Consider the following 20,039-nt stretch of genomic DNA (forward strand, 5'->3'; position numbering starts at 1 on the left):
ATAAGTTGTGCGTACGTAATGGACGCTCGACTGCCAAGGCTAGAGTAGGCGGGCAGATAGATAACTAACAGTTCATTATATTCATTGATTGATGCATTTTAAGTATCGGTTATTGGAAGCACACAATAGGCTTGTGTTCAGGCCAGCGTAGGCAGTAGCTCCTGACACAGCTCTATGAAGCGTTGTGCGGCTGGAGAACGAGAACGGCCAGCCAGCTCGATGGCGCATAGCTCGATCATGAGTTCCAGCCCGGCGATATCCAGTATCACCAGACTGCCTTCGTCCAGCTCTGCTTGGAACTGTCGTTCCGGTGCAACCATCACGGCATCTGTCTCTAGCGTTATCTGTTTGAGCACGTGGAAGTCGCTGCACAGCACGCTGATGTTCAGTTCGGCTAGCGCGGGGTGTCGCTTGTACACGGGATGGCTTGGCGAAAGCTCAGTGGCTGAAACCAGGGGGAAATTCATCAGTTCCGTCAGAGGAATGCCTTGCTGTTGTGTCAGCGGGTGGCCGCTCCTTACGACGAGCGAAATTCTCAAGCGCTGGAGCTCTTGCCATATCAGCCCTTCAAAGTGTCGATAGCTGCCCACGCCGGCAATCACCAGATCGTAGCTGCAGTTTGTCAGGCCGTAGGCAAGTTCTTCCGAAACCCCCTCGCGGATTTGCACCTGTATATGGGGGTGCTGCTTTACGAACTTGGGTAAGACCGTGCACAAGATCAGCTCCCGGGAGGCCCGCCCCATACCAATCGACAGCTTCCCCGATTCTAGGTTGCGGTAAAGCCCCGCTTCGCGTTCGAGCTCTTCTACCTCCAGCAACAAGTGGGCACAGCGGTCCCTGATTTTTAGATAAAAATCGGTGGCCTGCATACCGCTCTTGCTCCTGTCAAACAGCCGTACTCCAAAGGCCTCCTCTAGATTTCCGAGGCTGCGAGTCAGTGCCGGCTGGGTGATGTACAAGGCCTCGGCAGCGCGGTGGATGCTTCCATGTTGATGAATGGCCATCAGGTGTTTGAGCTGTTTGAGGGTGAGCATGGTGATTCCTAAAATGCATCGATAAATAATTTTTTTAAACTATTTATATTTATTTCACAAGCCTAGACTCCGGCGCACACAACAAATACAAACGCCATATCACGGGTTCTCGGTACCCTGAGCCAAAAGATCAGGCGCAGCCTTAGCCCGTGCAGTCGGCCTAGCCAGTGAGAATTACTCATGCGCCAGTCTCCGTTCTCGATGCAAGCAATGCGCTCAATTACTCCCATGGTTCTCGCCGCCCATATTTTCTGCGGCCTCATGCTGCTGCAGACGCCGGGTTTGAGTGAGGCACGTGAGTTGATGGTGAAAGAAGACCAGCGCAGCATTCATGTTGAGGTGCTCGGCGAGGGCCTGCCCGTGGTGCTCATTCCCTCGCTGGGCCGTGGCGTGCAGGACTTCGATGATCTGAAGATGCGTCTGGTTGATGCCGGTTATCAGGTAATCCTGCCGCAACCGCGCGGCATTGGCCAAAGCAGCGGACTCACTGTGGGACTGACGCTGCAAGACCTCGCAGCGGATGTGTACGCGGTCAGCAAGGCCGTGACCAACAGCCCTGTTATCGTGGTAGGCCATGCTTTTGGTAACCGAGTGGCACGTACGTTCGCCAGCGAGTATCCGCAACAAACCAAGGGCGTGATCCTGCTAGCGGCCGGTGGTTCGACCAACATCCCCAAAGAAATAGTCAAAGCCCTGCGCGACAGCTTCAGGACGGATCTGCCTGAGGCGGAACATCTTGAGGCTGTCCGCTTGGCCTTCTTTGCTGAAGGCAATGAACCGGCGGCTTGGCGTGACGGCTGGTACCCCGAGGTGGCGATTTATCAGGAAGCCGCTACGAAGGCCACCCCGCTCCAGAGTTGGTGGGCGGGCGGTGTGGCACCCATGCTGGTAATCCAGCCTCTGGAAGATCGCGTGGCCCCGCCGGCAAATGCCGACAAGCTGCTCAAGGCCTACCCCGAACGGGTGAAAGTTCAGAAGCTTGCCTACGCCGGCCATGCGCTGTTGCCCGAACAACCTCAACAGGTCGCCGACACAATCATCAGTTGGCTGCGCGAGCGTTTCTGAGGCCGATCCTTCACTCACAACTGCGATTGTCCGGCCGGTTTTCGGTGGCTTGAGTTGAGTTAGTTAGCCCTAGAAACCGAACCGCAGTCCTCGCCCGGTCTTACCGACTTGCGACGATACAAGTAGCACCCCATCCAATAACAACAATAAGGAGGGAGTCGCATGACTTCACTCGCCAACTTCTCCATGCATAGTCGTAGCTGGCTGGGCAAAGCCGCCCTGACCTTGACCCCCTTGGCCTGCGCCATTTCGTTGCAAGCTAATGCCGGCGAATTTGAGTGGGGCGAGATTAGTGGCCGCGCCAACGGCAGCGTCACCACCGGGGCTATTTGGAGCGCGGAAAATCCTAATCGGAATTTGATCTTCCAGGGCAATGCCGACCACAACGGGTATGGCTCAGCAGGCCAATTCAACCCCACTGGTGCACGTAACGCCGACGACAGCCGCCTCAACTACAAAAAAGATGATTTGGTGTCTTCGCCGACCACCCTGCTCGGCGAAGTTGAACTCAACTGGCGCAACTTCGGTGCCTTTGTGCGCGCCAAGGCCTGGTATGACTACACCTTGGAAAACTCCAAGGTCGAACACGGCCACTCGCCCAATAGCTATGAGCCGGACAGCAAACTGGACGACAGTCACTTCGACGAAATGGCCAAGTTTCAGGGCGCTGAGCTGCTGGACGCCTATGTGTTTGGCGACTTCGATCTTGCCGATCACCCGCTGCATCTGCGCGCCGGCAATCAGGTGATCAACTGGGGAGAGGGGCTGTTCTTCCAGAACGGCCTGAACGCCGTTAACCCGGTGGACGTGGCCGCCCTGCGCCGCCCCGGCGCGCAGTTGAAGGAAGCCCTGCTGCCGGTACCGCTGCTGTATGCCAACTTTGGCCTGACCGACGCCCTCAGCGTAGAGGCCTTCTATCAGTTGCAATGGCGTCAGTCGGTGCTGGAAGGCTGCGGGACCTACTTCGCACTCAACGACTATTTTCCCGAGGGTTGCTACGGCATATCGCGCGGGTCCCTCGCGCAGAATCCGAACGACCAGGTTGGTTATGCCCAAGACTTCATCATTCACCGAGCCGAGGACGACGAGGCGCGCAACAGTGGCCAATTCGGCCTGGCCGCCCGCTACTATGCTGACAGCCTGGGTGCAGAGTTCGGCGCCTATGCGATGAATATTCACTCCCGCGCCCCCACCCCCAGCGTGATGACCGCCCAGCGCGCGGCAGGCGGTGCTGGCTGGATTGCCGGTCAGCAGGCCACTAACGTCGAGTATTACGCAGCCTTCCCCGAGGATATCCGCATCTTCGGCCTGAGCTTCTCCACCACACTGCTTGGCACCTCGGTGTTCGGCGAATACAGCTATCGGCCGAACCAGCCGGCAGCCCTGCATTCCGGTGACATTATTCCGGCCTTCGCCGGTAACCCAGTCGCCACTGCAGGGTTGATCGGCGAGAACCTGACTCTCGGCCAGGACGCCATCAATGCCACGTCCGGCTCACGCTTCAATGGCTACGACCGTCTGGAAATCTCGCAACTATCGCTGGGCTTTATCAAAACGGTATCGCAGGTACTAGGTGCGGACAACCTCAGTTTGATGGGCGAGGTGGCTGCCAAGTACATACACAATCTGCCAAGCCTCGATGATCGTCGTTATGGCCGCACCGACTCCTTTGGCACCAACTTCGCCGCCAATCAGGGCCTCGGCTCGGCAGGCTGCACGGTAGGGGTCAATGCGCGCTACCAGAAGGAAGTCTGCAGCAACGAAGGCTTCGTTACCGATTTCTCCTGGGGCTATCGCTTACGCGCCCAGTTGAACTATCCGGGTCTGTTCGCCGGGATCAACGTTTCGCCCTTCGTAGCCTTCGGTCAGGACGTGAATGGCACCTCCTATGACGGCAACTTCTTCGAGGATCGCCTGCTGGGCTCGTTCGGCGTCAAGGCTGACTACCTGCAGAACTACTCCGCCGAACTGTCCTGGGCCGGCTCCGGCAACTCCTTCTGGGCCCCAACCGATAAAGACTTTATCGCCCTCAGCCTGCGCGCAGGCTTCTAAGTAAAGAGGTATGCAGATGAATCAGCACCTATTGTCCAGCGTCATTCTCGGCGCACTCATCAGCCTCGCCAGCGGCTCCGCGCTGGCCAAGCTAGACGCCGCCGAAGTGGCGCGCCTGGGCCAGGACCTGACCCCGGTCGGGGCCGAGAAAGCCGGCAATGCCAGCGGCACCATCCCGGCTTGGGACGGCGGTCTGACCACACCGCCTGCTGGCTTCGACGCTAGCAAGGGTTATCTCGACCCATTCGCCAACGAACAGCCGCTGTACACCGTGAGCAAGGCCAACATGGGGCAGTACGCCGATCAGCTGAGCGTCGGCCATAAGGCCATGCTGGAGAAGTACCCCGACTACAAGATGGCGGTCTACCCGAGTCATCGCACCGCGGCGCTGCCCCAGACCGAGTACGTGCAGATCGCCAAGGAGGCCGGCATCGTCGAACTGGCGGTAAGTGGCAATGGTATGTCCCGTTACGATAAGACCTCGGTGCCTTTTCCGATTCCCAAGACTGGTCTGGAGGTAATGTGGAATCATCTGGTGCGTTATCGCGTGGGTGGTTTTATCGACTATCCCACCGAGATGGTGGTGCAATCCGACGGCAGCTTCACCCCGGTGCGGCGTGTGCGCAAGGTCGTCATGGCAACTGCCTTGGGTAATCCTGAACCAAACCGTTTGTTCTACCTCTGGAACAACGTGACCTCACCGGAAAGCGTGGCGGGCGCCCAGACCCTGATCCACGAGCCCATCGACCAGACCAAGGAATCCCGTCTGGCCTGGACCTACAATCCTGGCCAGCGCCGCGTGTTGCGGGCTCCTGAAGTGTCCTATGACACCCCGGTCAGCACCTCTGACGGTCTGCGTACCAATGATTCGGCTGACCTGTACAACGGCGCCCCAGACAAGTACGACTGGAAGCTGGTCGGCAAAAAAGAAATGCTGGTGCCCTACAACACTTACAAGCTGGCGGACCGCACGCTGAAGTATAAGCAGATCATCCAGGCCAACCACCTGAACCAGGACCTGATGCGCTACGAGCCGCACCGTGTCTGGGTGGTCGAAGCTACCCTGAAACCGGGCGAGCGGCACATCTACGCCAAGCGTGTGTTCTACATCGACGAGGACAGTTGGGGCATCCTCGCGGTCGACCTCTACGACGGTCGCGGTGAGCTATGGCGTATGCAGGAGGCTCATAGCCTGCAGCGCTACGATGTGCTGTCGAGCATTCAGATCAGCGACGTCATCTACGACCTGCAGGCCCGCCGCTACCTCGCCTACGGCCTGGAGAACGAGGAGAAGCTCACCGAGTTTGGCGTCAAGGCCAGCATCAAGGACTTCAGCCCTGCCGCGCTGCGCCGCAGCGGTCGCTAAGCCAGCACTACTCCAAGTGGTACTTGGGTCGGGCGGCGTGAGCCCTCGGCCCTTTTTAATTCGTAGGTTTAGTTTTGAGGGCTTCCCGTTATGAAGACGCTCACCTGCCTGGTGTTGGCGCTCGGCCTGAGCGCCAGTTTCGCATATGCGCACGGTCCGGCAGCACTGTCCGACCGCCTGGAGCGGCCGGCGCGGCTTTCGCCACTGGCGGCCCAGTCGTTGTTCACCGACTCTCAGGTAGTGGACGGGCAAGTGGTGCTAGTCGGCCAGGATGGGCGGGTGCTAGTGCGCGCCGCCAACGGCAGCCTCAGCCAGGCCCGTGTGCCAGTCGAGGTGCTGTTGACCGCGGTGCATTTTGTCGATGCGCAGCAGGGCTGGGCTGTCGGTCATGACGGCGTGATTTTGCATAGCGTGGATGGCGGAAGGAGCTGGCAGAAGCAGCTCGATGGTCGTGCCATCAATGATTTGGCGAAGGCTTGGGCTGAGTCTGAGGTGACCCGGCTTGAGACGGCCAGTGCCGCGGCGGCGGATGACGAGGCGCTGAGCACAGCTCTGGAGAGCGCCCAATTCGCCCTCGAAGATATTCAGGCCGGCAGTGAGTATGGTCCGTCGCGGCCTCTGCTGGATGTCTGGTTCAAGAATGCCAAAGAAGGCTGGGCGGTGGGCGCCTATGGAATGTTTTTGCACACCGTTGATGGCGGTCAGCACTGGCAGTTCCTCGCCGGCCCGGAAAACCCCGAGCGCTTGCATCTAAACGGCTTACTCGGGCTGGCTGACGGCGGTTTGCTGGTAGCAGGCGAGGGAGGGCAGCTGCACCGATCCAGCGACGGCGGCCAGCATTGGGAGACGCTTGACTCCGGCAGCAATGCTTCGCTGTACAAGTTGTTGCAACTGAACGGAGGTCGCCTGCTAGTGCTCGGCTTCGGCGGCACGCTGCTGAGCAGTGACGATCAAGGTGCCAGCTGGCAACCCCTGAGCGTACCGGCCCGAGCCGGTCTGTATGGCGCTGCACAACTGGTCGACGGCAGCCTGCTGCTCGGTGGTCATGGTGGTGTGCTCCTGCACAGCGACGACGGCCGGAGTTTTGAACTCTGGCAGTTGCCGGGCAGGAAGAATGCCTGGCTGAGCGTAGCCGAAGCTGCACCTGGACAATTGGTTCTAAGTGGTAACGGAGGCCTGCTGGCCTTGTCGTTGGCCGAGTTGAAGGAGCAAAAGCAATGACCATGCCGCAATCCTTGCCGGACAACCTGACTACTCTGAACCGCCTGGTCGCTATCAGCGAGCGCGTCCTGTTCCGCAATCGTCCCGCGGTGCTTGGGTTTTTTCTGTTGGTATCGCTGCTGCTGGCCTATTGCGCCTTGTCAGTACGCCCGGATGCTAGCTTCTCGCGGATGATTCCTACTGGCCACCCGTTCATCGCGAACTACCTGAAGTTCGAAGAGGTGCTGCGTCCGCAGAGCAACGTGCTGCGGGTGGTGGTTGAAAACGCCGAAGGCGAGATCCTCAATCAACAGTTCTTGGAAACCCTGCGTAAGGTCAACGACAAGATCTTCTATCTGCCGGGCGTCGACCGCGGTAACTTGAAGTCGCTTTGGACCCCGAACGCCATGTGGGCGGAGGTTACCACCGAGGGGCTGCGCGCCGGTCGGGTGATCCCCGACACCTACGACGGCGGGCCCGAGTCGCTGGCCCAGGTGCGGCAGAACATCCAGCGCGCCAACATGATCGGCAGCTACGTCGCCAACGATTTCAAGTCGGCGGTGATCCGCGTGCCCCTGCTGGAAAACGATCCGGACAGCGGCAAGCCGCTTGACTACGGCGCTTTCGCCAAGGCCATGGAACAGCAGGTGCGCGAGCACTTTGCCGATCAGGGTGTGAACATCCGCGTCATCGGCTTTGCCCAGATCATCGGCGAACTGCTTGACTCCGCCAGCGACATCGCGCTGTTCTTCGCCGTCACTGTTGGCCTGATCACGCTGCTGCTGTACTTCTATTGCCATTGCTGGCGCAGCACCATGGTGACGGTACTGACCTGTCTGCTGACAGTGGTCTGGCTGCTCGGCTTGCTCAGTCTGGGTAATTTTGGCCTGGACCCGTACTCGATCCTGGTGCCGTTCCTGATTTTCGCTATCGGCATTAGTCACGCGGTGCAGAACATCAACTTGATGATGAGCGAGATGGGGCAGGGCGCTACGCCGCTGGAGGCCTCGCAACGTACCTTCCGCGCGCTGTTCATCCCCGGTTCGACGGCGTTGATCGCCGATGCCGTGGGCTTCATCACGCTGCTGGTGATTGACATCGGCGTGATCAAGCAACTGGCCATCACCGCTAGCATCGGCGTGTTCGTTGCTCTGTTCACGAAGATGTTCCTGTTGCCAGTGCTGATGTCCTACGTCGGTATCAGTCCGCGCGGCCTGCGCCAGCAGGAAAAACGCGCCAACTCCTCCTGGCCGGTGTTCCGTCGTGTGGCGCGGGTGGTCGAGCCGCGTTTCGCTATAGCGCTGGTGCTCGGCAGCCTGCTCCTGCTCGGCTATGGCTACCACGCCAGGCAGGACCTGAAGATCGGCGATTTAGACAAGGGGGCGCCGGAGTTCCGCCCAGAGTCCCGCTACAACCAGGACAACGCCTACCTGCTGGACCACTACAGCACCAGCACCGATGTCTATGTGGTGATATTCAAAACCCCACAGGAGCAGTGTGCGCGTTTCGCCGCCGCCGACCTCGCGACCCAGTTGGAGCAGACTCTACAGGAAGTCGAAGGTGTCGAGTCGGTGCAGTCGCTGTACCGCACTATGCGCTTCAACATACTCGCGCGTAACGAAGGCAATCCGAAATGGGCCGAGTTCTCCCGCGACCAGTTCGTGATGAACAACGCCCGCTCCGGCGTCGCCGCCGAGTTCGTCGACCCCAACTGCAGCGTTGCCCCAATCAGCCTGTACCTGGCTGATCACAAGGCCGAAACACTGACCCGGGTAGTCAACGCGGTCGAAGCGTTCAGCAAGCAGTACAGCACCGGCGACTTTGAAATCCTCCAGGCCGCTGGTAATGCCGGGATTGAGGCGGCCACCAACATTGTCATCAAATTCTCCGAGCCACTGATGCTGTTCCTGGTGTTCGTGATCATCTCGCTGGTGGTCTGGTGGGAATTCAGGTCGCTGAAAGTGACTTTCGCCCTGATGGCTCCGCTGTACCTGTCCACGGTGCTGTGCGAGGCAGTGATGGCAAAGATGGGGCTGGGCGTGAAGATCGCGACGTTGCCGGTGATCGCTCTCGGCGTCGGCATCGGCGTGGACTATGGCATCTATCTGTACAGCCGCATGGAGGGCTTCCTTCACCAGGGCCTGAGGTTGCGTGCGGCGTTCTTTGAGGCGCTGAAAACCACCGGCACCTCGGTGGCTTTTACCGGCCTCACCCTGGCACTGGGGGTGGCCACCTGGGTGTTCTCGGCACTGAAGTTCCAGGCCGACATGGGCCTGCTGCTAGTGCTGCTGTTTCTCTGGAACATGGTCGGCGCGTTGCTGCTGATGCCTGCGCTGCTGTCACTGCTGGTCTTCAACAAAAGCAATCGCTGAGCGGTATGCCTCGCGCTTACCAAGTGTCAGTGCGAGGCAGCGAGGTACTGCCAGGCCTGAATCCAAGGACATAACCGCACAGAACACAACGATCAACTGCACTGTTGCTGTGAACATAAACCGTTGTTTAGGAGTGGGTTTTCATGACCGATAATTTTTGGAAGGACAAGTATCCCGTTGGGGTTGCTGCTGAAATAAACCCTGACCAGTATCCGAATATCCAGGCGGTACTGAAAGAGTCCTGCCAACGTTTTGCCGACAAACCAGCTTTCAGCAACTTGGGTAGAACCATCACCTATGCGGAGCTGTACGAGTTGTCGGACACCTTTGCTGTCTATTTGCAGCAGTACACCGACTTGCAACCTGGTGATCGTATCGCCGTGCAAATGCCCAATGTGCTGCAGTATCCGGTGGTGGTCTTTGGTGCCTTGCGTGCTGGCCTAGTGGTGGTGAACACCAATCCGTTATACACCCCTCGGGAAATGGAACATCAATTTAACGACTCCGGTGCCAAGGCCTTGGTTTGCCTTGCCAACATGGCCTACTTGGCCGAACAAGTGCTACCTAAAACCGGCATCGAAACCGTTATCGTCACCGAAATCGGTGACCTGCTTTCGCCATTCAAGCGTGTGCTGGTAAACACCATGGTCAAACATGTGAAGAGGATGGTGCCGGCCTATAAGCTGCCGCACGCCATTCCGTTCACTACAGCGATGGTACAAGGGCGGGGAAAAACGGCTAAAGCGGTCAATCCGAGCAGCGCTGATATTGCCATATTGCAATACACCGGCGGCACCACGGGCGTAGCTAAGGGAGCGATGCTGACTCACCGCAACCTGATCGCCAACATGCTGCAGGCCAAGGCGTTGATGGGTTCGGAAATGCGTGAGGGCGTCGAAGTGCTGATTGCGCCATTGCCGCTGTACCACATCTATGCGTTCACCTTTCACTGCATGGCAATGATGCTGATGGGTGGGCATAACGTGTTGATTACTAATCCGCGTGATTTGCCAGCGATGACCAAAGATCTGGCCAAGCACCCGTTCACTGGTTTTGTCGGCCTCAACACTTTGTTTGTCGCCCTGTGCAACAACGAGGCGTTTCGTCAGTTGGATTTCTCCAACTTAAAAGCCACGTTCTCGGGCGGTATGGCATTGCAAGTCGCCACGGCCGAGCGTTGGACGCAGGTCACCGGTTGTTCGATTTGCGAAGGCTTTGGCATGACCGAAACCAGTCCACTCGCTTCGGTAAATCCGTTTAGTAACATCCAGATTGGCACTATAGGCATCCCGGTGCCTTCGACTCAGTGCAAAGTAATCGACGAAGCCGGCAAAGACCTGCCACTTGGGGCGCGCGGCGAGCTGTGTGTTAAGGGACCACAGGTGATGAAGGGCTATTGGCAACGTCAGGAAGCCACCGACGAAATCCTCGACAAGGATGGGTGGTTGAAGACTGGTGATATCGCGGTAATTCAGGCCGACGGCTTCATGCGCATCGTCGATCGTAAGAAGGACATGATTCTGGTGTCTGGCTTCAATGTTTACCCTAACGAACTGGAGGACGTGCTGGCCACCTTACCAGGCGTATTGCAGTGTGCCGCTATCGGTATTCCGGACGAGAAATCCGGTGAAGCGATCAAGCTGCTGGTGGTGGTTAAACCGGGCAGTGAGCTGAGTACAGAGCAGGTTATGGAGCACATGCGCGCTAACGTCACCGGCTACAAGGTACCTAAGGCGGTGGAGTTCCGTGAAACCTTACCGACCACCAACGTCGGAAAGATTTTGCGCCGTGAACTGCGTGACGAAGCGCTGCGCAAACACGCTGCATCGGCGGATAAGGTCCAAGCCTGAAGAGAAAACTTCAGTGGGACACCCTACTGAAGGGGCGAGGTTCGGAATTGACCGTCTAGTGGGAGTTTGAAGGTGTCTTCGAAACCAGGGGTGATTCAATGGCATTAAAAGTGATTGGGATATTGCCTATTCAGGGAACGAATATCTTTCTGCAAATGTGCAGTATAGTGAACCGGTTGCTTCGTTCTGCCCTGAATGCGTTAGAGAGGAAACCGCCACTCCAGTGAGCGGATGATAATAAAAATGAGTGGAACCCCTGCCTGTGAAAATCCAGCCTCTTCCGCCGCTCAACAGTCTTCATGCGTTTGAGTCTGCGGCACGCCACTTGAGCTTTACCCTTGCCGCCAAGGAATTGAATGTTACCCAGGGTGCAATTAGCCGTCAGGTTCGCCTTCTTGAGGACTACCTGGGCAAGGCACTATTCACCCGTACCACCCGCAGCATGTCCCTGACCCCCACCGGCGCGCAGTATTACGAAACGGTGCGTGAATGCATGCTTCACCTGGCACGCGCCACCGGCGATATACGCCAGTGGCAAGGCAACCAACAAGTCACCGTTGCCACCAGTACCGCCATGGCGTCGCTGTGGTTACTGCCCAAGGTGTCGGAATTCCAGAGTGCCCATGAAAACATCGACCTGCGGATCATCGCCCACGATCATGTGAAGGATTACGCCAGGCTCGACAGCGACCTGGCGCTTTACTACTGCAACCCACCGCCCAAGGACATGGCTGTCACGCCGCTGTTCTCGGAAGAAATCTTCCTGGTGTGCAGCCCGACCTATCTGGCCAGGCATCCGCAACTGAGCAGCATCGAAGGGTTGTCGTCGTGTACCTGGCTCTGGCTTGAAGACTCCCAGCGCGACTGGGTAGGTTGGCCCGAATGGTTCAAGCGCCTGGGATACGAGCCCATGACCCCCAAGCATCGCGTCAATATCAACAGCTACGGTATGCTGATCCAGTCGGCGATCAGTGGCCAGGGCGTGGCCCTGGCCTGGGGCAACCTGGTGGACGATGCGTTGAGCACCGGTGCGCTGGTCAAGCCCAACGATGTGGTACTCCAGACCGACGCCAAGTTCTGCCTGCTGGAGTCGTCCACCGAGCGTGGTCCTCGTGAAAGCGTGCGGCTGTTCCGGGACTGGTTGATGGCCCTGCCTTCGGTGCAGAAATAGCTTGGCCAAAACACAAGACCGACAGCTGATGGCTGTCGGTCTTGTGTCTTCCAGGGTGGCTTTAGGTTAGCTGGCTTTCTTCGCTGTCAGCCCCATATCAAGCCCCTCGCAGGCCAAGGGCCCAGCCACCGGCGTGATGCCTTGCGGGTGAATCCCAGGTATAGGCAGGCGCCCACCCGGCGGCGTATCAAGCAGGCCGTCAGCCATCTCCTGGCGCAAGCTGCGCATCAGGGTGTAACTAATCAGCAGGATGAACCCCGCAATCGGCAATCCCGCCGCAATGCTCGCCATCTGGATCGCCTTGAGCCCCCCCGCCATCAGCAGAGCCATGGCTATAGCACCTTCCAGGATGCACCAGAGCAGGCGGATACTCTGCGGCGGGTTGGCGCTGCCCATGGAGTTCAACGTACACAGCACCTGGGTGCCGGAGTCGGCCGAGGTGATGAAGTACGTCGCCAGCAGGATACAGACCAGCACGCTCAGCACCTTGCCCAACGTACCGGCGTCGATCTTGTGCAGCAGGGTGAACATGGCAGCGGTGGTTTCCTGCTTGGTCGCCAGCAATACCGTGCCACCTTCGAACTTGGCCTTGTCGCCCTGCAGCTCACCACTGGCAACCAGTTCTGCGTGCTGCTGACGATCGAGCTGCTCAGCCTTGAGCGCGGTACCACCGAACACCGACATCCAGATGATCGTCACCAGGGTGGGTACCAACAGCGCGCCGGCGATCAGTTCACGGATGCTGCGGCCTTTGGAAATTCGCGCAATGAACAGACCGACAAACGGGCCCCAGGTCATCCACCACGGCCAGTAGAACGCCGTCCACCAGTTCTGCCAGCCGCTGTCCTTCTGGGTATCGCTCCAAAAGCTCAGACCCACTACATGGCTGGCGTAGTCGCCGGTGCTCTCCAACATCAGGTTGATGATGTAGCGGGTTGGCCCCAGCAGCAGGATCAACACCACCAGCACCACCGACAACAGCATATTCCATTCCGAAAGGCGCTTCATGCCACGCGACACGCCGGCCATCACCGATACGGTAGTAACCAGGGTAATGAGCACGATCAGGGTGATCTGCACCCCCAGGCTGATGGGCAGGTCAAACACCTGGCTCAGCCCGGTGTTCATTTGCACCACACCCAGGCCCAGCGACTGGGATACACCGAACGCGGTAATCACCACGGCAAGGATGTCCACCACATGTCCGATGGGCCCATAGATGCGCTCACCAATCAGCGGGTAAAGGATCGAGCGCATGCTCAGCGGCAAGCCCTTGCGATAGGCAAAGTAAGCAAGGCCCAGGCCAACGATGGTGAAAATAGCCCAGGGATGCAGGCCCCAGTGGAATAGGGTAATTCGCATAGCTGTGGTGGCGGCTTCGTCGGTGAGGCCGGTGGCGAACGGGTTGCCAGCGTAATGCCACATGGGTTCGGCAACCGACCAGAAGATCAGTCCGATGCCCATGCCGCCACTGAACAACATGGCGATCCAGGAGCCGAAGCTGAACTCGGGTTTGTCGTCGTCTCGCCCAAGCTTCATAGACCCAAACTTGCTGCACATCAGATAGATCAGTAGCCCCAGCACACCCGTGACGGAAATCAGGTAGAACCATTTGAAATTCTGCAGGATGAAGTCGGATGCACGTTGAAAAACCGCTGCTGCATGTTCGGCAAACAGGGCGCAAAACAGCACAAAGGCTACTACGGCCAGTAACGACCAGATCGTCACGGTGGGATTGAGGCCTTTGAGCAGGCCAGATTCGGCACGCATTGGTTATCCCCTATTGTTTTTGTTCAAGGGTTTGATGTCACGGTTTGGGTAGAGCCGCTGCCACAGGCAGGTGCCGGATCCCTGGCGGCGGTCTTCCCGCAGGCCCAAGGCGCGGTACGCTCTCTCGGGCCCTATCAAAATGGGAGAATTACCCGCTCTTCGACAAACCATTTCTAGTCATTAATTGATTACCAAAAGTCATTAATCTGAAAATTCCAGAGCCTGGCAGTTCATCAACGATTATCTACCACTGCCGTCATCGACGAATAAATCATTAATGATAAAAACTGATAAATAGCGTTGAAATAAATCGTTTGTCGCGCCCTTCTTCTCTTGCTGAAACTGGCACCAGGCATCAAGGCATTGCCTGCCGTGCATCTAACAAGAGAAAACAAAAAATGACCGTATCGACTGACTCCCGCCTTATTCCCGTCCACGTCTTGGAAACCGTTCTGGCGCCTATCCATGAAGCTCATGGCCTGACCAACGAGTTCTACACCGACCAGCGCTATTTCGAACTCGAGCGCGACGAAGTGCTGGGGCGTAACTGGGCGTGTATAGGTTTTGCCAGCGACTTGCCGACCAACAGCTACGTCAAGCCGGTCGATTTCATGGGCCTGCCGCTGCTGATGATGCGCAACCGTGAAGGCCTGGTGCAGGTGTTTCACAACGTTTGCAGCCACCGCGGCGTGAAACTGGTTCAACAGGCGGGTGAAGTGCAGGGTGTGATCCGCTGCCCCTACCACTCCTGGACCTACGACCTGAACGGAGGTCTCAAAGGCACTCCGCACATTGGCGGGATCAACCAGCACAAAGACGAACGTTTCGCATGCGAGAAACACGGCCTGAAGGCGCTGCGCACCACGATCTGGATGGACATGGTGTTCATCAACCTGTCTGGCGAGGCACCGGCGCTTGAAGAGCAACTGCAGCCGTTGACCGAACGCTGGACTCAGTTCCTGGGCAATGACGGCATGAGTCTGCTGCGTCGTGAAGCGAACGGTGGTGCTATGAGCATCGAGGTCAACTGCAACTGGAAGCTAGCAGTCGAGAACTACTGTGAGGCCTACCACCTGCCGTGGGTGCACCCGAGCCTGAACAGCTACTCGCGCCTGGAAGACCACTACAACATCATGTTCGAGGAATTCGCTGGCCAAGGCAGCCACGCCTACAACCTCTCGGCCGTTGCCGGTACCCATTTGCCGATCTTCCCATCCTGGCCACAGGACCGCCTGCGCACTGCTGAGTACGTGGCGTTCTTCCCCAATGTGCTGCTGGGCATCCAGGCCGACCATGCGTTCGCCATGATGCTCGAGCCTGTGGCGCCGGGTAAAACCATCGAGCACCTGCGCCTGTTCTACGTGGGTGACGAAGCGCTCGACAGCCGTTACGACGCCTCGCGCAAAGCGGTAATGGAATCCTGGCGCGTAGTGTTCGCCGAAGACATCGCCTCGGTCGAAGGCATGCAGAAGGGCCGCTCCTCGCCTGGTTACAGCGGCGGTGCGTTCTCGCCGGAAATGGATCTGCCGACTCACTACTTCCACAAGTGGGCTGCCCGCCAGTTGCTTGACTGTGCTCAACGCGCCTGAGGTGATCATCATGCATCCGATAGCTCCGCACTGGCTGAACTTCATCGACGGCCAGTGGACCGACAGTGAGCAGCACCTGAGCATCCACAACCCTGGCACCACGGACCTTGTGGCGACCATCGCCCAAGCCAGTGTGGCCGACGCCGAATGCGCCCTGCAGGCGGCTCGGCGCTGTGCTGACAGCAACGCTCTGAACCGTGTGCGTCCTGCGCAGCGGGTGACCTGGTTGCTTGAGGTTGCCGCGCAGATTCGTGCGATCACCGACGAAGGGGCGTGGGTGCTTTGCCAGGAAAACGGCAAGAGCCTGCGTGATGCCCGTGACGAATTCATCGAGGCCGCGCGCTACTTCGAATACTACGCCGGCATGGCCGACAAGATCGAAGGGAAGTCGATTCCGCTGGGCGACGGCTACATAGATTTCACCGTCTACGACCCCTTGGGCGTGTCGCTGCAGATCGTGCCGTGGAATTTCCCGGTATCCATCTGCGCCCGCTCCCTGGCCCCTGCCTTGGCGGCCGGCAACGCGGTAGTGATCAAGTCGCCGGAACTGTCGCCACTGGGCCTGTGCGTGCTGATGCAGGCCATCGAGCGTGCCGGCCTGCCACAGGGGGCCGTCAATCTGATCTGCGGCCGTGGTCGTGAAGTGGGTGCCTACCTGGCCGGCCATCGCGATGTCGACCAGATCGTCTTCACAGGTTCCGTCGGCACCGGCCAGAGCATTCTGCGCAGTGCCGCCGAACACGCGATTCCCAGCGTCATGGAGCTGGGCGGGAAGTCGGCGGCCCTAGTGTTCCCGGATGCCGATCGTGAGCAACTGATCAGTAGCGTTAAAAGCGGCATCTTCTTCAATGCCGGCCAGGTGTGCTCTGCCATGTCGCGCTTGCTGGTACATCGCTCTATCTACGACGAGGTTGTAGCTGACGTGGTCGCGATGGCCGAGGGGCTGACCGTGGGCCTGGGCCAGGACAACCCTGACCACACACCCGTGATTTCTGCTGCTCAGCTCGAAGGCATCGAGGCCTTGTGCCGACGTGCCCAGCAGCAAGGCGCGGTGGTCGCAACCGGCGGCGAGGCCATCAGCGGCCTGAGCGGGCATTACATGGCGCCAACCGTATTGCGCGATGTGACTGCGCAGATGGAGATCGCCCAGACTGAAGTCTTCGGCCCTGTGCTGGCAGTAATTCCCTTCGACAGCGAAGAGGAGGCCCTCGCCATTGCCAACGGCACCGTGTTCGGTCTGGTGGCCGGCGTATTCACCCAGGACCTCAATCGCGCCCTGCGCTGTGCCCGGCGACTGTGCACCGGCCAGGTGTTCGTCAACGAATGGTATGCCGGTGGCATCGAAACGCCGTTCGGCGGCGTCGGGCTCTCGGGCTTCGGACGGGAAAAAGGCCAGGAGGCGCTCTACAGCTACGTCAGGACCAAGAACCTGGCCGTGCGTATCAAGGGCGAGTGAGGAGGCAGCATGATGAAAACCTGGCTCTGCATCATCTGTGGTCTGATCTACGACGAAGCCAAAGGTTGGCCCGACGACGGCATTGCCCCCGGTACCCGCTGGGAGGACGTGCCCGAAGACTGGCTATGCCCTGAGTGCAAGGTCGGCAAAGCCGACTTTGAAATGATCGAACTCAGCACCCCGATCGCAGCAGTGGCTACCGCGCCGGTTATCCAGGCGCAACCACTGGTTGCCGCTCGTCCCGCCCAACCCGTGGTCATCATCGGTAGCGGCCATGCCGGCTACGGCCTGGCACAGGCCCTGCGCAAGGCCGCCCCGCAGTTGGAGATTCGCGTACTGACCCAGGAATCGGGGCATCTTTATTCCAAGCCCGCGCTATCCATCGCCCTGGCTCAGGGGCGCACCGCCGCAGCCCTGGCCACCGAAACGCCGCTGGCGATCGAACAGAGGCTTGGCATTCGTATCTATACCGGCTGCAAAGTCGAACGCATCGATGCCCAGGCGCAGCGCTTGTACACCAGCCTCGGCGAAATGGACTACGGCCAACTGGTGCTAGCCAGTGGTGCTTCTCCCGTGCGGTTGCCTATCGAGGGCCGCGCCGAGGCACTGCTCAGTGTCAACAACCTGCAGGATTACCAGGCGTTCCGCCAACGCCTTGATGGCGTGCGCAGAGTGGCCATTCTGGGCGACGGTTTGATCGGCTGCGAGTTTGCCAACGACCTTGCGAGCAATGGCTATCAGGTTCGGGTAATCGGCCTGGGTGCCTGGCCCATGGAACGCCTGCTGCCCGAGGCGGCAGGCCAGCACTTGCAGCAAGCGCTATCGGGGTTGGGGGTGCAATGGAGCCTGCGTACCACCTTGCAGTGCATCGAGCCGGACGGCGAAGGCTACCGACTGACCCTTGCCGACGGTCAGGTCGTCGGTGCAGACCTGGTGCTCAGTGCAGTGGGCTTGCGCCCCAACCTTGAGCTGGCGCTGGAAGCCGGCCTGGACTGTGGCCGCGGGATCAAGGTCGACGCACAACTACAGACCTCACAACCGGGCATCTATGCCTTGGGCGATTGCGTCGAGATCAACGGCCAGTTGCTGCCTTACCTCGCGCCGATCAACGAAGGCATTCGTGCCCTCGCCAAGACCTTGCTGGGCCAACCGACCGCCGCCCACTACCCATTGGCGCCCGTGACGGTGAAAACCCCGGTCGCCCCTCTGTGCCTGCTGACACCTCCCGGTGGTTGCGAGGGCCAATGGCGCTGCGATGCGACCAGCGATGGATTGAGCGCTGCGTTTCATGACCACGCAGGTGCCCTGCGCGGGTTCGTGCTGCTCGGCCGTCAGGCACAAATGCAACGAAATACCTGGCTGCAAAACTGCCAGGACACCCAACAAAATGTGGCCTGAGGCTGAACCATGAACAGTATCGTCAATCTGCCTCACGATGACCGCAATTGCGGCTGGTATGCCGCGCTGCCTGAACAGGCGCCGAGCAAGCGCCTAAGTGGCGAACATAACGCCGATTATGTGGTGATCGGTGCTGGCTTTGCTGGGCTTGCCGCCGCACGGCGCCTGGCCGAGCACCTGCCGCAGTCGCGCATTGTTTTGGTAGATGCCCAGCGAATCGCCTACGGCGCCTCCGGGCGCAACTCGGGTTTCGTCATCGACCTGCCGCACAAATTCGCCCTCGAACATCCCGATCCTCAGCATAAACAACGGCTCTTGGGCCTAAACCGCTCAGCCATCGATCAACTGCAAACATTGATCGGCCGTCACGGCATCGAATGCCAGTGGTCCCATGCGGGAAAATACCAGGGCGCGGTGGGAGAACGTGGCCAGGGTTATCTGGATCACTTTGAAAAACTGATGGCCGACCTGGGTGAGCCCTATCGCGTGGTCGGGCGTGACGAACTAGCCGGTGTACTCGGTAGCCGCTACTACAGCCGCGCCATCTACACCCCCGGTTGCTACCTGATGCAGCCTGCTGCCCTGGTACGTGGCCTGGGTAATTCGCTTCCCGGCAACGTCGAAGTGCTTGAAGAGTCGCCAATCCGCACACTCCAGAAAGACCCCTGCGGCACGTGGCTGGTGCGGGGCGACAACGGGCTGATCCGGAGCCCGCAGGTATTGCTGGGCACGAGCATCTTCACCCAGGAGTTCGGCTACTTGCGCAACCGACTCCTGCCGGTGATGACCTTCGCCAGTTGGACGCGACCACTGAGCGACGTCGAGATGGCGACGGTTGGTGCCCAGGCCGACTGGGGCCTCACCCCTGCCGACCACGCCGGTACCACCGTACGAATGACCCAGGACCGGCGCCTGATCATCCGCAATACCTACAAGCATGTCCCTCGCTACGGTCGCAGCGTAACCGATGCTACCCGCAACAAGATTCGCGATGACCATCGCAAGGCCTTCGAGGCGCGCTATCCGCAACTGGCCCAAGTGCCGTTTACCCATACCTGGGGTGGGGTCTATGCGATCTCACGCAACTTTACCAACTATTTCGGCCAACTCGATCAGGGTGTTTACGCCACCGCCTGCGACAACGGCGTGGGCGCGGCCTGGGGCACCATTTCCGGAACGCTCCTGGCAGACATGGCGGTGGGGGCGGACTCCCAGCAATTGAGTGACATCCGCGCAGTGACTGGCCTGCCCTCCCGTAACCCGCCTGAGCCGTTCTTGGGTATGGGGGTGCGGGCCCGGATCCGCTGGGCCGCGTTCAACAGTAGGAGCGAAGTATGACCCGCACACTCAGCGGAAAAGGCCCGGTGCGTCTGGTCGACCACCGGAACCTGGACTTTGTCCACCGGGGCGGGCCGCCTGGCGGCGCCTCGGTAGCGCGTGCTGTCAGTAATGAGGTGTCGCCCAACCTGGGTATCGGCTTTGCCCGCTGGGAAGGTGCTGAAGTGGCCTGGACGGTGCTCTATGACGAAGTGATTTTTGTCATTGAGGGCTGTTTTGAACTCCAGGCCAACGGCGAGGTGTACCGCGTGTCGCCAGGTCAGGTGCTGTGGATTCCCGAAGGCACGGAGCTGGTGTACGCAGGCCACGCGCTGTTCGGTTATGTGGTGTACCCGGGTGATTGGAAACAGCGCCACGGCCTTGCCTGACTACCGACCA

Annotated in this window: 14 protein-coding genes and 1 pseudogene; 13 read left to right on the forward strand and 2 right to left on the reverse strand. The window is 59.3% G+C overall.

The window, feature by feature from the left end; all coding sequences use genetic code 11:
* Positions 1 to 137 precede the first annotated feature (137 nt).
* The gene (locus AA098_RS00070; RefSeq protein WP_003253209.1) at positions 138 to 1,034 is read right to left on the reverse strand and encodes a LysR family transcriptional regulator; all 897 of its coding nucleotides are present in this window, start codon (positions 1,032 to 1,034) and stop codon (positions 138 to 140) included.
* Between the two features lie 180 nt (positions 1,035 to 1,214).
* Between AA098_RS00070 and AA098_RS00075 the strand changes: the two genes are divergently transcribed.
* The 7 genes from AA098_RS00075 to AA098_RS00105 all read left to right on the forward strand — a co-directional run bounded on the left by AA098_RS00075 (position 1,215) and on the right by AA098_RS00105 (position 12,110).
* Positions 1,215 to 2,099: an alpha/beta fold hydrolase gene (locus tag AA098_RS00075; RefSeq protein WP_177342659.1), complete on the forward strand. Its 885-nt coding sequence runs from the start codon at positions 1,215 to 1,217 to the stop codon at positions 2,097 to 2,099.
* A 162-nt stretch (positions 2,100 to 2,261) separates the two neighbouring features.
* The gene (locus tag AA098_RS00080; RefSeq protein ID WP_003253214.1) at positions 2,262 to 4,151 is read left to right on the forward strand and encodes a DUF1302 domain-containing protein; all 1,890 of its coding nucleotides are present in this window, start codon (positions 2,262 to 2,264) and stop codon (positions 4,149 to 4,151) included.
* A 10-nt stretch (positions 4,152 to 4,161) separates the two neighbouring features.
* Positions 4,162 to 5,517, forward strand: a complete 1,356-nt coding sequence (locus tag AA098_RS00085; RefSeq protein ID WP_100774163.1) for a DUF1329 domain-containing protein — start codon at positions 4,162 to 4,164, stop codon at positions 5,515 to 5,517.
* Positions 5,518 to 5,607: 90 nt separating this feature from the next.
* Positions 5,608 to 6,738 carry a YCF48-related protein gene (locus AA098_RS00090; RefSeq protein WP_054888361.1) on the forward strand — a complete coding sequence of 377 codons (1,131 nt, stop codon included), beginning with the start codon at positions 5,608 to 5,610 and terminating at the stop codon, positions 6,736 to 6,738.
* A gap of 2 nt (positions 6,739 to 6,740) precedes the next feature.
* Entirely contained in the window at positions 6,741 to 9,089 is a 2,349-nt protein-coding gene (locus AA098_RS00095) for an RND family transporter (RefSeq protein WP_064615151.1), read from the forward strand.
* Between the two features lie 143 nt (positions 9,090 to 9,232).
* Entirely contained in the window at positions 9,233 to 10,939 is a 1,707-nt protein-coding gene (fadD1, locus tag AA098_RS00100; RefSeq protein ID WP_064613723.1) for a long-chain-fatty-acid--CoA ligase FadD1, read from the forward strand.
* A gap of 262 nt (positions 10,940 to 11,201) precedes the next feature.
* Positions 11,202 to 12,110: a LysR substrate-binding domain-containing protein gene (locus AA098_RS00105; protein WP_003253225.1), complete on the forward strand. Its 909-nt coding sequence runs from the start codon at positions 11,202 to 11,204 to the stop codon at positions 12,108 to 12,110.
* A gap of 66 nt (positions 12,111 to 12,176) precedes the next feature.
* On the opposite strand, the gene AA098_RS00110 is transcribed toward AA098_RS00105, so the two are convergent.
* Positions 12,177 to 13,880, reverse strand: coding sequence for a BCCT family transporter (locus AA098_RS00110; protein WP_003253226.1), 1,704 nt, complete (start codon positions 13,878 to 13,880; stop codon positions 12,177 to 12,179).
* Between the two features lie 398 nt (positions 13,881 to 14,278).
* On the opposite strand from AA098_RS00110, the gene AA098_RS00115 reads away from it, so the two are divergent.
* The 6 genes and pseudogenes from AA098_RS00115 (at position 14,279) to AA098_RS00135 (ending at position 20,029) form a co-directional block, all read left to right on the forward strand.
* Positions 14,279 to 15,469, forward strand: coding sequence for an aromatic ring-hydroxylating dioxygenase subunit alpha (locus AA098_RS00115; protein WP_003253228.1), 1,191 nt, complete (start codon positions 14,279 to 14,281; stop codon positions 15,467 to 15,469).
* Positions 15,470 to 15,479: 10 nt separating this feature from the next.
* The gene (locus tag AA098_RS00120; RefSeq protein ID WP_010955853.1) at positions 15,480 to 16,925 is read left to right on the forward strand and encodes an aldehyde dehydrogenase family protein; all 1,446 of its coding nucleotides are present in this window, start codon (positions 15,480 to 15,482) and stop codon (positions 16,923 to 16,925) included.
* A 12-nt stretch (positions 16,926 to 16,937) separates the two neighbouring features.
* Positions 16,938 to 17,099: pseudogene (locus tag AA098_RS29660) on the forward strand (rubredoxin); the annotation flags it as partial.
* Positions 17,088 to 18,323 (forward strand): NAD(P)/FAD-dependent oxidoreductase, encoded by a 1,236-nt coding sequence (locus tag AA098_RS00125; protein ID WP_227743113.1) that lies wholly within the window; start codon positions 17,088 to 17,090, stop codon positions 18,321 to 18,323. The pseudogene AA098_RS29660 and the gene AA098_RS00125, both read left to right, overlap by 12 nt.
* A 9-nt stretch (positions 18,324 to 18,332) precedes the next feature.
* Positions 18,333 to 19,661 carry an FAD-binding oxidoreductase gene (locus AA098_RS00130; protein ID WP_003253234.1) on the forward strand — a complete coding sequence of 443 codons (1,329 nt, stop codon included), beginning with the start codon at positions 18,333 to 18,335 and terminating at the stop codon, positions 19,659 to 19,661.
* Positions 19,658 to 20,029 (forward strand): ethanolamine utilization protein EutQ, encoded by a 372-nt coding sequence (locus AA098_RS00135; protein ID WP_003253236.1) that lies wholly within the window; start codon positions 19,658 to 19,660, stop codon positions 20,027 to 20,029. Before AA098_RS00130 ends, AA098_RS00135 begins: the two co-directional genes overlap by 4 nt.
* Positions 20,030 to 20,039 lie beyond the last annotated feature (10 nt).

Source organism: Pseudomonas sp. JY-Q (assembly GCF_001655295.1).
GTDB lineage: Bacteria > Pseudomonadota > Gammaproteobacteria > Pseudomonadales > Pseudomonadaceae > Aquipseudomonas > Aquipseudomonas alloputida.

Excerpts from the sequence above, each read along its gene's own strand:
- AA098_RS00070 (WP_003253209.1), bottom strand. The coding sequence starts at position 1,034 with ATGCTCACCCTCAAACAGCTCAAACACCTGATGGCCATTCATCAACAT.
- AA098_RS00075 (WP_177342659.1), top strand. The coding sequence starts at position 1,215 with ATGCGCCAGTCTCCGTTCTCGATGCAAGCAATGCGCTCAATTACTCCC.
- AA098_RS00080 (WP_003253214.1), top strand. The coding sequence starts at position 2,262 with ATGACTTCACTCGCCAACTTCTCCATGCATAGTCGTAGCTGGCTGGGC.
- AA098_RS00085 (WP_100774163.1), top strand. The coding sequence starts at position 4,162 with ATGCAGATGAATCAGCACCTATTGTCCAGCGTCATTCTCGGCGCACTC.
- AA098_RS00090 (WP_054888361.1), top strand. The coding sequence starts at position 5,608 with ATGAAGACGCTCACCTGCCTGGTGTTGGCGCTCGGCCTGAGCGCCAGT.
- AA098_RS00095 (WP_064615151.1), top strand. The coding sequence starts at position 6,741 with ATGCCGCAATCCTTGCCGGACAACCTGACTACTCTGAACCGCCTGGTC.
- fadD1 (WP_064613723.1), top strand. The coding sequence starts at position 9,233 with ATGACCGATAATTTTTGGAAGGACAAGTATCCCGTTGGGGTTGCTGCT.
- AA098_RS00110 (WP_003253226.1), bottom strand. The coding sequence starts at position 13,880 with ATGCGTGCCGAATCTGGCCTGCTCAAAGGCCTCAATCCCACCGTGACG.
- AA098_RS00115 (WP_003253228.1), top strand. The coding sequence starts at position 14,279 with ATGACCGTATCGACTGACTCCCGCCTTATTCCCGTCCACGTCTTGGAA.
- AA098_RS00120 (WP_010955853.1), top strand. The coding sequence starts at position 15,480 with ATGCATCCGATAGCTCCGCACTGGCTGAACTTCATCGACGGCCAGTGG.
- AA098_RS00125 (WP_227743113.1), top strand. The coding sequence starts at position 17,088 with ATGATCGAACTCAGCACCCCGATCGCAGCAGTGGCTACCGCGCCGGTT.
- AA098_RS00130 (WP_003253234.1), top strand. The coding sequence starts at position 18,333 with ATGAACAGTATCGTCAATCTGCCTCACGATGACCGCAATTGCGGCTGG.
- AA098_RS00135 (WP_003253236.1), top strand. The coding sequence starts at position 19,658 with ATGACCCGCACACTCAGCGGAAAAGGCCCGGTGCGTCTGGTCGACCAC.